Annotated in this window: 15 protein-coding genes; 9 read left to right on the forward strand and 6 right to left on the reverse strand. The window is 42.2% G+C overall.

The features are described from left to right. Window positions 1–89 precede the first annotated feature (89 nt). Both VEZ01S_RS09160 and VEZ01S_RS09165 read left to right on the forward strand, forming a co-directional pair. Complete coding sequence (locus tag VEZ01S_RS09160) at window positions 90–617, forward strand: cytochrome b (protein WP_021713757.1); 528 nt, start codon at window positions 90–92, stop codon at window positions 615–617. Continuing rightward, entirely contained in the window at window positions 614–1,186 is a 573-nt protein-coding gene (locus VEZ01S_RS09165) for a YceI family protein (RefSeq protein WP_021713758.1), read from the forward strand. The genes VEZ01S_RS09160 and VEZ01S_RS09165 overlap by 4 nt, the downstream gene beginning before the upstream one ends. Before the next feature lie 108 nt (window positions 1,187–1,294). Here the strand turns inward: VEZ01S_RS09165 and VEZ01S_RS09170 are convergent, their stop codons facing one another. After that, on the reverse strand, window positions 1,295–2,926 hold the full coding sequence (locus VEZ01S_RS09170) for an ATP-dependent endonuclease (protein ID WP_021713759.1): 1,632 nt from the start codon (window positions 2,924–2,926) through the stop codon (window positions 1,295–1,297). A gap of 214 nt (window positions 2,927–3,140) precedes the next feature. Here VEZ01S_RS09170 and VEZ01S_RS09175 point away from each other — a divergent pair, with 214 nt between their 5' ends. Both VEZ01S_RS09175 and VEZ01S_RS09180 read left to right on the forward strand, forming a co-directional pair. Continuing rightward, window positions 3,141–4,868: a bifunctional metallophosphatase/5'-nucleotidase gene (locus VEZ01S_RS09175; RefSeq protein ID WP_021713760.1), complete on the forward strand. Its 1,728-nt coding sequence runs from the start codon at window positions 3,141–3,143 to the stop codon at window positions 4,866–4,868. A 254-nt stretch (window positions 4,869–5,122) separates the two neighbouring features. Beyond that, complete coding sequence (locus VEZ01S_RS09180) at window positions 5,123–5,314, forward strand: hypothetical protein (protein ID WP_021713761.1); 192 nt, start codon at window positions 5,123–5,125, stop codon at window positions 5,312–5,314. Between the two features lie 368 nt (window positions 5,315–5,682). On the opposite strand, the gene VEZ01S_RS09185 is transcribed toward VEZ01S_RS09180, so the two are convergent. Both VEZ01S_RS09185 and VEZ01S_RS09190 read right to left on the reverse strand, forming a co-directional pair. Next, entirely contained in the window at window positions 5,683–6,693 is a 1,011-nt protein-coding gene (locus VEZ01S_RS09185; protein ID WP_021713762.1) for a porin, read from the reverse strand. A 537-nt stretch (window positions 6,694–7,230) separates the two neighbouring features. Beyond that, window positions 7,231–7,872: a hypothetical protein gene (locus VEZ01S_RS09190; RefSeq protein ID WP_119005662.1), complete on the reverse strand. Its 642-nt coding sequence runs from the start codon at window positions 7,870–7,872 to the stop codon at window positions 7,231–7,233. Window positions 7,873–8,184: 312 nt separating this feature from the next. On the opposite strand from VEZ01S_RS09190, the gene VEZ01S_RS09195 reads away from it, so the two are divergent. After that, window positions 8,185–8,439 carry a DUF3297 family protein gene (locus VEZ01S_RS09195; RefSeq protein WP_021713764.1) on the forward strand — a complete coding sequence of 85 codons (255 nt, stop codon included), beginning with the start codon at window positions 8,185–8,187 and terminating at the stop codon, window positions 8,437–8,439. Between the two features lie 222 nt (window positions 8,440–8,661). Beyond that, window positions 8,662–9,783 (forward strand): NADH:flavin oxidoreductase, encoded by a 1,122-nt coding sequence (locus VEZ01S_RS09200; RefSeq protein WP_040890600.1) that lies wholly within the window; start codon window positions 8,662–8,664, stop codon window positions 9,781–9,783. 166 nt (window positions 9,784–9,949) lie between these two features. Here VEZ01S_RS09200 and VEZ01S_RS09205 read toward each other — a convergent pair whose 3' ends face one another. The 3 genes from VEZ01S_RS09205 to VEZ01S_RS09215 all read right to left on the reverse strand — a co-directional run bounded on the left by VEZ01S_RS09205 (window position 9,950) and on the right by VEZ01S_RS09215 (window position 12,742). Further along, window positions 9,950–10,969 (reverse strand): manganese-dependent inorganic pyrophosphatase, encoded by a 1,020-nt coding sequence (locus VEZ01S_RS09205; RefSeq protein ID WP_021713766.1) that lies wholly within the window; start codon window positions 10,967–10,969, stop codon window positions 9,950–9,952. A 251-nt stretch (window positions 10,970–11,220) separates the two neighbouring features. Beyond that, window positions 11,221–11,790, reverse strand: coding sequence for a PhnA domain-containing protein (locus VEZ01S_RS09210; protein WP_021713767.1), 570 nt, complete (start codon window positions 11,788–11,790; stop codon window positions 11,221–11,223). A gap of 163 nt (window positions 11,791–11,953) precedes the next feature. Beyond that, complete coding sequence (locus tag VEZ01S_RS09215; protein WP_021713768.1) at window positions 11,954–12,742, reverse strand: M48 family metallopeptidase; 789 nt, start codon at window positions 12,740–12,742, stop codon at window positions 11,954–11,956. 169 nt (window positions 12,743–12,911) lie between these two features. On the opposite strand from VEZ01S_RS09215, the gene VEZ01S_RS09220 reads away from it, so the two are divergent. From VEZ01S_RS09220 to VEZ01S_RS09230, 3 genes are all read left to right on the forward strand, one after another. Then, window positions 12,912–13,388 carry a hotdog fold thioesterase gene (locus tag VEZ01S_RS09220; protein WP_021713769.1) on the forward strand — a complete coding sequence of 159 codons (477 nt, stop codon included), beginning with the start codon at window positions 12,912–12,914 and terminating at the stop codon, window positions 13,386–13,388. After that, window positions 13,385–13,606, forward strand: a complete 222-nt coding sequence (locus VEZ01S_RS09225; protein WP_021713770.1) for a DUF3389 family protein — start codon at window positions 13,385–13,387, stop codon at window positions 13,604–13,606. Before VEZ01S_RS09220 ends, VEZ01S_RS09225 begins: the two co-directional genes overlap by 4 nt. A gap of 66 nt (window positions 13,607–13,672) precedes the next feature. Continuing rightward, a complete protein-coding gene (locus VEZ01S_RS09230; RefSeq protein WP_021713771.1) occupies window positions 13,673–15,385 on the forward strand; it encodes an SgrR family transcriptional regulator in 1,713 nt (570 codons plus the stop codon). Window positions 15,386–15,391 lie beyond the last annotated feature (6 nt).

Consider the following 15,391-nt stretch of genomic DNA (forward strand, 5'->3'; position numbering starts at 1 on the left):
AATCCTAACGCCGTTATCGAGTATTTTAACAAGCTAGAATGACCCGTTATTGAGTTCGATGGGTATTATTTAGAGGGAGGGCAATTTCTTTGCATAGTTACAATCGAGTCTCTCGTATTATTCATTGGCTTTCTGCCATTACCATTTTGGGCCTGTTTGCGCTGGGCTGGTGGATGGTCGACTTGGGTTATTACCACCAGTGGTATCAAACAGCGCCTCATATTCATAAATCCATCGGTGTCATTTTGGCATTGGTAACACTGTTTCGCATTATCTGGAAGAAACTAAAAGGTACCCCAAAGCTTGAGGGGAGTGCCTTAGAAGTTAAGGCTGCTAAATCTGCACACCATTTAATGTACTTATTATTACTTACGTTATTTATCTCTGGATATTTAATTTCTACCGAAGATGGCAGAGCCATTTCCGTATTTGATTTCGTCAACGTTCCGGCTATGGGCAAGTTGTTTGAAGGACAAGCTGATTTGGCAGGAGAGGTTCATTATTATGTCGCTTATGCATTAATTGGGCTTGTGTTTATTCATGCATTGGCGGCACTAAAGCATCACTTTATCGACAAAGACAATACGCTACGTAAAATGACAGGAGGCTTAAAATGAAGAAATGGACAACAACACTGGGGTTAGTGGCGCTAATGGCTGCGCCGCTCTACGCGACTGCCGCAGACTATGTGATTGATACAAAAGGCGCCCACGCTTCAATCAATTTTAAGGTCAGTCATTTAGGTTATAGCTTCATTAAAGGTCGCTTTAATCGATTTGAAGGTGAGTTTAGTTACGATCCTAAAAATGTGAGTGCATCTACAGTGGAGGTGACTGTCGATACAACAAGCCTAGATTCCAACCATGCAGAGCGCGATAAACATATCCGTAGTGATGATTTTATTGATGCCGGAAAATACAAAGAAGCGGTATTTACCAGCACAAAAGTGATGGATAAAGGGGAAGGCAAGTTCGACATTATGGGGAACTTAACTTTACATGGACAAACCAAGCCTATCACTATTGCCGCTGACTTTATCGGCGAAGGTAAAGACCCGTGGGGCGGACAAAGAGCCGGCTTTATGGGCACGACACGTTTAGAGTTAGCTGATTTTAATATCCCTGTCATGGGAGCATCGAGTTATGTAGACATGGAGCTACATATCGAAGGTAAAATGAAGAAATAGCCTATCACTGCAAATGTGCCGTATATTTCGTTCAAAGGGTCGGATTTATCGCTATTTCTCGCGAAAATCTGATCTTTTTTTATTCATCATTTCAGTCAGGGGCTCCGGCTAGGTATTGCCGTTTGCCATACTGATCACACGTTTTAATGTCCAACGGATCAGCAGCGGAATTACTGCGTCACCGTGAATTTCACAATATTCAACAATGGCGATCGCTACGTCAGGTTTTGCGTGTTTTTTAAGGGCGCGCATAATGACTTTTTTAGCTGGAATAGGGTGATCGTACGGGATCTTAGCCATATCACGGAAGAACTTTTCAAAACCATTGTTATAGAGATAGTGTTCGATGTCTTTATCTGGAAGTTCGGTTAAGCGATGTCTTTCTTGCTCTCCATGTAACATTGCGCGCGCTGATGCGGCGTATTTTTTTCCTGCGGCATCGCCATCGGTGACCACATGCCAATCGATGTCTAAAGCTCTGGCTACTTTGAGTAATGATTTTAAGCCAGATTGTGCAAATTCGACGATCTGTACGCCTTCGGAGGCTAAGTCATAGCCACATAATTTGGCTAACTCGTTAAAGAGCCACACCTCGGTCTCGCCCTCAACCAACAACCAACAGCGTGCAAAAAGGGCACTGGAGCGATGAAAGCGAATGTGAAAACTGACCTTTCTCAGCTCATCACTGGATAACATTTCTGGACGGATGTATTTTGCTTCGGTTCTGTCTGACTTTCTTACCAAGCGTTTGATGCTTCTTAGAGGCACTGCGCCCAGTAGTACTGCGGAGTTAGTGGTTAAGATCTTTTGCATCGGCATCATTTGCAGTAGCGCCCACGCTCGCGAAAGATGTGTGGGATGAAGACGCCCCTCTGGATCTTCTACAATCAATAATGGACGTGCGCAACGTCTTAGTTCGGTGTTGCCTTTCGCTTGTAGGTAGTTGTTCAGTAGACCCATTAATAACAAGCGTGTTTGTTTGTCTTGTGTTTGATCCACAAATTGTTTTAGCGACATTTTTTGCGCTAAACCAGAGGTGAATAACCCATCTCTAGTGGCTCTGGGATCGTGTCTTACTTGGGGCTTATAAGAAAAATAGTGATCGACTAAATCATGCATGGTTTTTACGCTGCTTTTCATTTCATCTTTGCTGACCAGGCCCGGATGAGAAATGAGGCGGCGACAGGTGTTTTTTATTCGCTGTTCAATTTTAGAGTTTGCACGGGGAGCGCTATCTTCAACGCGTTGAAATCGTCTTGAATCTCGAAGGCGAATAACCGGATGTAACAGCATCAGTTGTTGAGCGAGTTTTTCACTATGATGTAACTGTTTAGGTTGGCCTTGTGCGTTAAGAAAAGCATAGTGGGTAGTGACCTTAGTGCCTTCTAGAGTGGCACTGAGGCGATAAATGATTTCTGAGTGATTATTGCTACATTCGTTCCATATGGGTTTAATGTTGCGGTAACGCCCCGATAGCGCTTCTTTACGGGTACTAGCACGAAGTTTAAGGACAATTTGCAAGTGCTGGGTTTGTGGGTGAGAGATGGCGTAATCCACATGAAAATCACGCATTTCAAATTGATAAGGTTCTGCGCTAGTGGGGAGGGCAACAGACAATGCATCCAGCAGAGAGGATTTCCCCCATGTATTTTCCCCGATTAATGTCGTGAGTTGTTCAAACGGCAGTGAGAGGCGCTTAATGCCGCGAAAACCTGAGATTTCGATCCGCTCTAATTGCATACACACTCCCTTTTCTTTTCATTATAGAAAATAGCATCCCTTTGCACTGAGAAGGTCGACATATTTTATAACATTGTATGGGCATTTCAGTTTAGAGCGTTCATCAGAAGCCTTATTTATACCGCCGTAAATATTAATTCATAGGTTGAAAAAATCTTTCATTGGTTTGTCATATCTAGGCGACTACAATGGCGGTGAACTTAGAGAAGATAATATGACAAATAGAATGCAAAAGGTGACCAGGATACGGGTCGCCCATATCAATGATACACACTCTTACTTTGAGCCGACTACGGTTCAATTGTCTCTCAATATTGATGATCAATTAGTCACCCCCTATGTGAGTGTCGGTGGTTTTGCCCGCATACAAACACGCGCGCAGCAACTCAGACAGCAGGCCATGCAAATGGGCCGAGAGTTTCTGTTCTTACACGCGGGAGATTGCTTTCAGGGAACGCTGTATTTCTCACTATTTAAAGGAGAAGCGAACTCAAATCTGTTAAATCAATTAGGTTTAACGGCAATGACACTCGGTAATCATGAACTGGATATGGGAAATGCGCCCGTCGCCAGTTTTGTCAATCAAATCAACTTCCCGTTGCTCTGTGGTAATTGGAACTTGTCGCAAGAGTTAACCAGCAAAGCGACAAAGATCAGTGATTCCCCCCATGTCTACTCTTATCAGCCTTCCCAACAAAGTGCGCGATGGATGGTTCAGCAAGTGGGTGAAGAGCGCATTGCTATTTTTGGCCTATCTATCGATAAAATGGTTGATATCGCCAACCCCGATATGGACACGCCGTTTGTGAATGCGTTGCAAACAGCGAAAAATACCCTGAACCAAATCCACGAATCAGGCATTAATAAAGTCATTTTATTAAGTCATCTGGGCTATGACGCAGATTTAGCGTTAGCCGAAGCGGTAGAGGGGATTAGTTTAATTGTGGGTGGACACTCTCATGTTCTGCAAGGCGACTTCACCGAGCTTGGGCTAGCGTGCAAAGATCACTATGGTCGCCGTGTTAACGATACCTATATCGTGCAAGCGGGCATGCACGCTCAGTCTCTAGGCCATTGTGATATTGATTTTGATGAGCAAGGTAACGTAATTAGCTTTAAGGGTCGTAATGAACTGCTTATAGGCCGCAGAGTGTGCTTTGATGCCACGATGAGTCAGTGCGACGGTGAAGGTGAGCATCAAAACGTTTATGATTATTTAACTCAGCAGCCCAATGTTGTGCGTTGTAAAAAAGACACTGCCGTCAATCAACTGATTAGCAATACCTACAAACCTGAGGTGTATGCTTTGCAACGCAGCATTGTCGGGCATTTATCATCACCGTTAAGGCATGTGCGAGTGCCTGACGAGAAAGGAGGCAGTGAAATTTGCTCTTTGGTAGCAGAGTCTTTTTATCATGCGATGCGTTATCGTGGACATTCGATTGATTTTGCAATCCATAATGCGGGAGGCGTGCGTTGTTCTTTAAATGCAGGTCCTGTGAGCAAAGCAGATATCGCAGGTCGCTTGTTACCGTTTGCTGTGCCCATTGGTGTCTACTCCATTCAAGGCCGTTATATCAAAGATATTTTGGAAGGGGCGATAGACAACGCTATTGATGTTAATGGAACAGGTTCTGGTAGCTATCCATATTGTTATCAATTGGATTATCAAGTTGTGCTTGAAGCACCAAAAGGAGACAGGGTTAAGAACCTTCGAATTTACGACGATATACGAGGGTGGATGCCGATTAATCCACAGCAGATTTATTGGGGGACGTCGTCGGCGTACTCTATGAAAGGCAAAGAAGGGTATAGCGCAATCTTAAACTGTGGTGATGACTGGGTAGTGACAGAAATGTCGATGGCAGATTGTTTCTTAGAGTTTGTTTCTCGTGATAAACTGCGAATCGAAACACAAGCAAAACTGGGTTTAATCACATAATTGAATCATCTTCATTGTTAATGAATTGTAATCAAAAGTGGCGATGAATTTGTTGGTGAATGATTATGCGATTGTCTTATTCATTGTGCTAATTTATGCGCTTATATTATGTGTTAATGTTCATAAATGTTGTCTAATTGTAAGATTAGAAAAACTAATGCGAAGTGGTAATTTTACTCGTTTTATTCTTGTCGAAAGTTTGCTTATATTTGCGCCATAACTTATTGAAACTTACAGAATTTAAAGAGGCACGTATGGCACAAGTAATGCAAATTAACACCATAGCAGTACCAAGCTCTCAGGAACGTAAGAGCTATTCTATTGATTTCAAAGGATTGATTATGCATTTTGTCGATATTTTATTCGGCAAAGGACAACCAAGTAAAACATACTATACGTCTGAGTTATCCGATCATATGCAAAAAGATTTGGGCATGATGCGATAGCGTATAATTGCACTACTTTAGATTATGCGAAAGCCCCGTACTATTGTGCGGGGCTTTTTGTTTCTTGCGCATACACTTTACTATTTTTCATCTGCACTCATAGGTAATTGTTTTTAAACATTAATTAATGCCCATCACGCTAAGTAAGTGATTAGAAATAGCGCAGTTATTGAGTGTTTTAGTGTCACCAAGGGAAATGTATGGAATATTTCCCCTAGAGTAGGGAAGCAATTTATATCAAGTTTAAATTATCGATATTGAGGGTGTTTTTTCGTTAATGCTGTATTTTTGTTCACTGTTATTACACAAAAAAGGGTTCTCAATGAGAACCCTAAATTTTGTCTAACTAAACAAAGCGTAATGCTTGATTAGAAAGTAACTTTAGCACCTAGCAAGCTCTTAAGTTCTTCGTTTTGAGTGAACTGCTTGCTTACACCAACGTAAGTTAGGAAGTAATCTGTGAAGTTGTAGCCAAGATCAAGTGCTGCTGCGTTACGGTCATCACTTTCTGAATCAAATTTAGAACTTGTGTAAGTACCAGATAGAGTCAGTTTTTCAGTGAAGTCGTAAGACGTTGCTAGCTCGTAACCTTTGAAGTCATCACCGTATTGAGAACCATCAACGTAAAGGGCACCAACATAAAGCTCATCAGTAATGTCTGAACCAAGGCTGAATAATAGGTTATCACTATCTTTAACATCTTTATGTGTAATAGTGTCGTTTTCATGCGTCTCTTTCGCATAACCAACACCAGCTTTCAATACGCCAAAGTCGTAGCTAGCTGAAGCACCGTAGCCTTTATCGATTTTAGTGTTTATTTGTTTTGATTTTTCTTCTGCGCCAGTAGTTAAATTGAAGTATTTTTTCTGTAGTGTTTCACCACCACCATTAAGTGCAGCGTTAACAGTTAAACCACCGTAGCTACCAATGTAAAGTAGTTGGTTGTCTGCACGATCAGCGGTTGCTGATTTATTTGAAGCTTCAGAACCGAATGTATTTAGAATATCAGTGTAGTTAGTAATTTGAACTAGAGCGCCATCTGTTTTACCAAATTGCAATTCATTGTTTTCATTACCTACTGCAACGTACAAGTAACGAGTTTCGTCAGCAGAGTCTTGAGTAAATTCTTTTTCAACAAAGCCACGAGCAACAACATCATCAGTGATGTTTGTTTTTGCTTCAAAATTTAAACGAGCGCGTGAAGCGTCAGCTTGTTTTTCAACAGACTTATTTTTACCTTGATCAGAAAGTTGAGTACGAGCCTCAACGCGGCCACCTAGTGCAAGAGATACGTTGTCTCCTTTATAAACATCGGCTGCGTTTGCATTAACTGCGAATGCGGAAGTAATAGCGAGGGCTGTTAGGGTCAGTTTATTCATTTTTGTTACATCCTTGATTGTTTGGTACAAAGTACAAAAAATATGATTGAGTACAGGCCATAAGACTATATATTTTGCTTTCCAGATATAAGATGCATAAATAGAATCTAATTTTGAATTTATATTAGGCAGGAGTGTGCATACAAATTAATTGCATGCCCATGAAAGATTAAAATATAACCTATTGATTAACAGGTGAAGTTTGTTTGGGGGTTAGCCGTAATTGCTATATATAGGAGTCACTTAGTCTTAACTTTAATCTATAAAATAAATCAAGACGTCGAATAGATATTCGGCGTTTATCGTGTTTTGTTGGGCCCTCAAATCGGCTTAAAGTTCCCCAAAAATGGCTGAACAAAAAGAAAAATAAGCCGATTTAAGTGATGATTTTTTTTACGTTGACACAAAATATCAACAGTGTGAGACAGCCCTGATCTTTTTGAACGAAAATCTGTATTTGAACCAGTTTTTGCAATTTAAGGCTTATTTCAAGGTTTTAACGTACTAAATACTGAGTTTTAGCGACTATTTGTCATATTATAATGCATTTCGTTCGCGTTGCAGTTTTGCGAGACATTCTGTATGTATTGCTTGTTTTGCATCGTTGAAACCTTTACTTGGAAAGGTCGCTACGGTGCCGATATCGGATTGAATCGTCACTGGTTGTTGTTTTGTAAATTCACCGAGCAAGAACTCTAGCCCTTTTGGGTTTGTAGGACGATACATTTGGCTGTGTTCGTTCAATTTATGCATATATTTAAAGTGAACGTCTTGTCCATTTACGGTAAAAATACCGCTAATTCTGTTGCTGTAAAAAGGCCCAGTGATGGTAAATTCATCGTGGCAATTTGTTGGATCATTACTGTAGCGAGCAACTAAATTGAGATCGCCTTGGTTTGTTGTATCATTCCAACCCACATTATTGGCCATACCATTTCCGTAATAGTCCCAGTTTTCACTGTTAAACCAGGCTTGTTTCTCATCAGAGAAGTTATTTTGATTCGCCAGTGAGTCAGCTTCAATGCTTTCAGCCGTTATGTTTTGTAATGGCGCTTGGTTTGTTGAAATCGATACTTGTTGAGCATTGGACGGATCTTTTGTGGAGTGAGCGCTATTGCTGCAACCTTGAATCAACAATAGTAGCGGGGAGAACATCAAGAGGGTTTTGGTTATGGTCATAGTGTTTTCCAAAAGCATTATGGGGGATTCACACTAGAGTATCGACAAAGCCTATTCATAAGGTTAGAGAAGTGTTGGCGTTGATTGATTTTTATGTTGGCTTCTTGTCAGCTAACGGTAAGCTTCTTTATCGCGTAGATGAAAAGCACAATCACGACCGACCCATATTGGTATTTTATTGGTTGTTTCTTACAGGGGGTCTCGGCAGGAGTTGCTGTGATAATTGAGCTTGCAAATATCGGTAAGGAGTTTTCTTGAGCGTACCGCCAGCATTGTCTACAATGGCGCTCTTTATATTGATAAATTCAGGTCATGAACATGAGCGACACGAACGAAAAGCCAACTCTTCCCGATCACCTTTCAGGGAACCCTCGTAGTCCACACTTTGTGGAAGAGTGCTTTAACCATCGAATTGGTATTCGACTGAATGGTAAAGAGCGTACTGATGTTGAAGAATACTGTATTAGTGAAGGTTGGGTGAAAATTCCTTCTCCAAAAGCGCTAGACCGTCGTGGTCAACCGATTTTGATTACACTAAAAGGCACAGTTGAAGCGTTCTACATTTAAACTGAACGTCATTTAACTTTATTTTTAACGCACAAGTTCCTTTGAACTTGTGCGTTTTGTTTTATTTTTTGCTAAACCTTGGCCGCGCACTATCTGTTTTGATAAGCAATTTTTCTGATATGTACTCTTTATATGCATTAAGTCATTTGAAGAGCAAGAAGATGTGTTTATCAGAGTCGGTATTCATTGAAGGGTGAAGCAGCTCAATCTAGAGGATTGTCCTTGAGTATTTTATTTTCGCCATCGAAGATTGGCAATATGACCCTTAAAAACCGTTTTGTACGCAGTGCTACGTGGGAAAACATGGCGACAGAAGAGGGTTATATGACCGATAAGTTGTATGACATCTATGAAGAGCTTGCTCAAGGTGAAGTCGGGATGATTGTGACTGGCTACGCCAACATCGTAGAAGATGAAAAACCTAATGCCGGTATGATGGGGATCTATAATGACTCCTTTATCGAAGGTTATCAAAAGCTAACGGATTTAGTTCATCAATACGGCGCTAAAATTGTCAAGCAAATTGCTTATGGCGGAACAAAGACAACCTATAACCTAGGTGAGCGTACTATATTCGCACCCAGTGATATCCCTGAACGTGGTACCAAAACGCAGGGCAAAGCCATGACTTTAGATGAAATAGAGTTCATTGTTCAAGCGTTTGCCAAAGCGAGCTTACGTGCTAAAAAATCGGGTTTTGATGGCGTAGAAATTCACGCCGCACACACCTATTTGATCAACCAGTTTTTAAGTCCGTACTATAACCAACGAGACGATCAATACGGTGGCAGTTTAGACAATCGCATGCGCTTTTTGGTGGAAATTTACCAACAAACACGACTGTTGGTCGGTGAAGATTTTCCTATTTTAGTCAAACTAACTGCGACTGAATTTTTTGAAAGTGGACAAAGCTTCGCTGAAACTCGTTTGATCTGTAAAAAGCTGGCACAGATTGGCGTCGACGCTATCGTCGTGTCGGGCAATATTCATGGCAAAGCCAGTGATATGGTCGGGCAATCTTTTGATGGGTACACGCTGCAAAGTGAAGGGTATTTTCATGAATACGGCGATGTCATCAGTCAAGAGCTGGATATACCTATCATTACCGTCGGCGGTTTAAGTGATCTTCATGCGATTGAATCTATTGCTGAAAATACGGGTATTCAGTATTTTGCGCTTTCTAGGCCATTATTGGCCGAACCTAAACTCATTCAGCGCTGGAAAGAGGGCTGTCATACTCCTGTGGAATGTGAGCGTTGCTCGAAGTGTCGTACTCGACGTGGAAATTTTTGTGTGGTGTTTAAAAACGGCGTTCGTAAAGGTAAGGCGACAAAAGCTAGGTGATTAGACATCGCGATTACGCTGTGCCAACACTGAGGGGTGAGTGTGACCAAAAAGTAGGTCAGGGCTTAGATTTGCATAGTGCAATATTTAAGACCTGACCTCATTTGAGTTTCGATTAGAATGGGTATTTCGCGTTAGCTATCTACTCTTCTATTTACTTCTCTATTTACTTTTCAATCGCGTTTTGGATTGAAGGGCTGATTTGGCGTTTACGTGATGTTACACCATCTAGCGTTAGCATATCGCTGTTAATGTCAGTGTTAAACGCTGTCTTTAGAATTTGTTTCTCTGCACTGTCAACCCATAGCAGGTTAGCACGTTTGTGCTTAGTATCTGTGATAGAGAAGAACAAGTAATCAAGACCTTCCGCTTCTTTGTACGCTTTCATTGCTTTATGGAAATCAGCTTTACGCTCGATAAGTTGATCTGCCGTTAGCGTCTCAGCTACACCGATACCTACTTTCTTTCCGCCAAATTCAAAGTTTTTGTAATCCATGGTTAGGATTGCATCCGCTGAAAGGTGGCTCAGATCAGATTTTGCGATCAACATTTGTTGGCCAAAATCGTTGATGTCGGTAATGCCTGCCAGTTTAGCCAGTTTCTCAGCGTAGTGGTGGTCGTAGTCAGTTGTTGTAGAAGAATCAAATACAACAGTATCAGACAAAATAGCGCCAAGACCTACACAAGCAATAGACTTAGGCAGTGTAACGTTCAGTGATTCTGCGTTTGCCGCCAAGATAGTCGCCGTAGAACCCCACTCACGAATGTCCATCGAAATGACTTGTGGTGCATTGATTGGTGCGCCACCGATAGCGTGATGGTCAATAATAGCCACTACTGACTCAGGCTTAACTGTTGGTGCTAGTTGAGTCTTTTGGTTAAAGTCAACAAGACCGACTTGGAACTTAGAATAGTCTGAAGTTACTTTTGGGCTCTCAACATTACAGTAGTTAAGTACAAAAGTTGTTTCTGGGTTAATTGCTTCAGCCGCTGTTGGTGTACCGCCGTAAAGGTGAGATGCCATGATTGCACCTACAACAGAATCTGTATCAGGGCTCATGTGACCAACCCAAACTAAATCGTCTGTTTTATTATTTTCAGGTTGGAAAAGGTCAAGAGCGGCGTGTGCTGACGTTGCACCTGTCATTGCTGTTAGAACGGCTAACTTTAAAATTGTTTGTTTCATTTTTTATGTGTCTTAGTGAATAAATTTAGGATGAGATTAATCCACTTTTATGACGGCAATAAGTCAGAAATATTGCGTATAGATGACTGAGTTGCTCAGTATTAAACGATTTAAATCAAAAGGTTAATGTTTTTTTGATTGTAATTAGACTATTTTAAATAAAAGAAATAGAACGTTTTTGTTGCTGATACACAAATGACAGGCATTAAAAAAGGCTCATTAACGAGCCTTTTTCAAATAGCGATTCTAATCTATTTTTTACGACAAAATTCGCAACGTAACCACATAGATTGACCTTCAACTTTACCTGAGAACAATTCAGGGTCATCTTGCGCAAGGCTGATGTTTCTTACCATTGTGCCTATCTTAACGACCATTGAGGACCCCTTAACAGGTAGGTCTTTGATGATAGTGACCGTGTCACCTTTAGCCAGTGGTGCGCCGTGGCAATCAACGTGTTTTTTACCGTCGTTTTCCATGCCAGTCTCAGCCCAAAGCTTAGTTTCTTCTTCCATGTACATCATATCAAGTAGGTCTTGTGCCCAACCTTCGCTGCGAGCTAGGCGAGTCAATTGACGCCATGCTAGTACTTGTACTGGTGGCTCTTGGCTCCACATGCTGTCGTTTAGGCAACGCCAGTGGTTCACATCCATTTGGTCTGCGTCTTCAACTTGAGTGCGGCAGGTTTCACACAGCAGTGCACCGTGGTCAACGGTGGCTTGAGTATGAGGTGCAACAGCAAAAGGTTGTAGATCGTGAGTTGCGCCGCAAAGCTCGCATTTGTCGCCGCTACGTTGGCGCAATGTTGATTCAATAGACATGTATTAACCTTGTTTATCTCTTGTAATTGGCGACATTATCCATATTTCACTACCTTAATGAAAGTAGAACCCGATGAATCTTGATTTAAGATAAGTTTCCAGTTTAGCTTATCTTCCCGATATGCACCTAATAATGGATTTCCATTAAGCATGTGGGGAATGTTTAGCTCGCTTTTACACAGTTAGGCTTAGTGCCGGTAAAAACAGGTAAGCGCTGTGCTTTTTCTGTCAATTCTTGAATTCGGCTATCATGAGATGGGTGCGTAGAGAGCAGTTCCGGAGTGTGATTCCCCCCTGAAGCTTTTGCCATATTCTTCCATAATTCAATACTTTGGTAAGGGTCAAAGCCGGCTTTAGCCATTAATTCTAATCCTACGATATCAGCTTCGGTTTCTTGGGTTCTACCATAGGGAAGTAACACTCCGTATTGAACGCCAACCCCCATTAATGCCATGATTTCGTTACGATAGTCCTGACTGGCAAGGGCAATATTACTGATTTGTAATCCAGCATTGGCGATGTGGGCGTGTGACATTCGTTCGTTACTATGATCGGCGAGTACATGCGCAATTTCATGGCCGATCACTGTAGCCAATTGGTCTTGGTTGACCGCCACATTGAGTAAACCTGTGTATACCCCGATTTTTCCGCCGGGCAGGGCAAACGCATTCACTTGTGGGCTATCAAACACGACGACTTCCCATTGGCTAAAGCTGGCTTGAATAGGCACATAGTGCAAAATAGCATTGGTGACGCACTGTACATAGGCATTAATTTTCGCCTCTTTACTGATGGGCAGCTCATGCTTCATTTCAGTAAATGATTGTTCACCTAAACTCGACATTTGTCCCTCAGAAAATAGCACAACTTGATTGCGCCCTGTGGGAGAGCTTGAGCAGGCGGACAGTATTATGATGGTGACTAGACAAAGCAGGATGCTTTTCAACCGCATAGAAAGGGGTTCCTTATTACTCTTTGTGTGATTGGAATTATTTGCCTGCGTATAAGTGTGGTAGATAGCGTAAAAATTGCATAGCATGAACATAAAATAGTGTAGTGGGTCTGGTTACAGATCATTAAACACACGGGTTCTCTTTAACATGGCAGTAGGAAATTCATTAATGAGTATATGGAAGCGCGATATTGACTTAGATACGCTTAATGCCACTTCGAGCAACACGCTTATGCAGCATTTAGGTATCGTGTATACCAATATTTCAGACAATGCGATTACGGGCACTATGCCTGTCAGCGCTAATACGCATCAACCGTTTGGTCTATTACATGGTGGTGCGTCGGTGGTACTTGCCGAATCATTGGGCTCTGTCGCGGCTAACTTTTGCTGTGCGCCAGATAGCTTTTGTGTTGGTTTGGAGATCAATGCCAATCATTTAAAAGCGGTACGTAGCGGCGTGGTTACCGGGGTTGCTACGCCGATCCACCTTGGAGGCACCACTCAAATATGGTCTATCGAGATCCGTGATGAAGCAGGGGAACTAGTGTGTATTTCCCGGCATACCGTAATGGTGAGAAAAATGAATAAGCCGAAACAGATGCTAAAACAGAGAAAAACAGTTAAAGGTGAGGAAAAACAATGACCTTAGATTTTGAACTGGGCAAGATCATTGTCAATGCACATGAGCTGATGATTCGAATTGATGGAGAGCAGCGTTTGACCTTGCACGCCCAAACCGATGCCATTTCATTATTAGGACAGGTTTTGGTTGTGACTGATGCACAAAGTCGCTTTTCACTAAAACTTTCAGAAGCGGTTATTACAGAAATTTCACAGATTACAGGTATCCCTATCACGTAACTGGCCAATATTTCGTGCTAAAATGAGGAAATCATTGCTTATTTTATTAATCGGAATTTCCTCTTTATGAGTAGCCCTCGTCTTAGAACTCAGTTTGAAACCTTGTTTGAGCACTTTAAAGGTCAAGATAGTGATACTCGGATTGAAGATATTACTGAAATCCTGTTTTGTACTCGGCGCAACGCACGAATCGTACTGAACAAACTCAGTGAAGAAGGCTGGATAGAGTGGCATCCATCGGCAGGCCGAGGTAAGCAGTCACGGCTTGTTTTTAAGCAAAACCGACAAGATGTCGGTGAAGGACTAGCAAAGCGTTACCTTGAGGAGGGGCGCATAGGTCAAGCTTTACAAGTGCTTAACCAAGATGCCAATCGACTAACTCAAGTCATTCAAGATTACTTAGGGGTTCAGCATCGACAAGGACAGCAGGTAGTCAGCCTGCCGTATTATCGACCACTTGCGATGCTCAACCCAAGCAAACCCCATCGCCGCTCTGAACAAAACATCATCCAACAAGTGTTTAGTGGACTGACGCAACTAGACGAAAATGATGAATTAACTCAAGACCTTGCGCATACTTGGGAGCATATTGATGGTCTACATTGGCGCTTTTATTTGCGTGCTAAAGTGCGATTTCACAATGGTCAGCTTTTAGAAACCGAACATGTGGTAAGCCATTTAAATGCATTATCCACATTACCCATGTTTGCCCACATTAAACACGCCTCTACACCCTCACCCTTGGTTATCGATATTGAATTAACCCGTGCCGATTTCTATTTTGATGTACTTTTGGCCGAAACCGCGGCGAAGGTACTGCCATACAACAGCACGGATATTGAAGATTTTGATAGATTGCCTTCAGGTACTGGTCCTTATCGTGTTGCCGTTAATGATGATAAAAGGCTGACTCTGGAAGCCTTTGATGGTTATTTTGGCTTTCGTCCATTGGTGGACAGAGTCGAAGTTTGGGTTATTGATGAGATTCATTCCAGTATGGTGTACCCAAGCTTGTCTCAGCCGATCATTTCCACGCAAAGAAGTGACGATGACGTAGCGCTTGATCCCGGCTGTACCTATATTGCGGTCAATCAAAATACAGGCTTAGGTGCTGATGGGCAGTGGAAACGTTACTTTGCGGCTAAGCTAAATACTTTTAACCTATTTTCTCAGCTCTCAGAGGAATCCATCGTTGAGTTAGGCTTATTGCCAGCACATGGACTAAAGCCGGGTTGGTATCATAGCCACCCTCAAGCCGCACTTGCCCCTCCAAGCAGTGAAACCGTCAGCATTGCGTATCACAGTGAGCATCCTGTTTTCCCTACGCTAGCGAAAGCCATCGCCTCGTTACTTAAACAAGACGGTCTTGCGGTTAAGTTCATTCGCTATGAACATATCCCTGATGAGGTCAATGACATTGATTTGTGGATTAAGCCAATGGGGCTAGGTACGCATCGCGATGACACGTTACGAGGATGGTTACTGGGTTATAGCGATATTCAGCTACTTAGTACGCCGGATCATTTTGCGCATATTCAACGCAGTATTGAGCGTTGGCAGCAGTCTGCAAATCTTGCCTTTCCTGCACGTGAAATAGGACGATATCTAGTGGAAGAGCAGTTGATCATTCCCATGTTCCACTGCTGGCTTGGGGTGAGTAAAGATCATTGTGGCGCTCTGCAAAACGCCAAGTGCAATGCGCTTGGGTGGTTTGATTTCTCCAAAGTGTGGGTGATGCCTGAACACCCGAAGCGTATTTCGCATCAATCGCATGAATAAGAACAG

The organism is Vibrio ezurae NBRC 102218 (assembly GCF_000467185.1).
Classification (GTDB): Bacteria; Pseudomonadota; Gammaproteobacteria; order Enterobacterales; family Vibrionaceae; genus Vibrio; species Vibrio ezurae.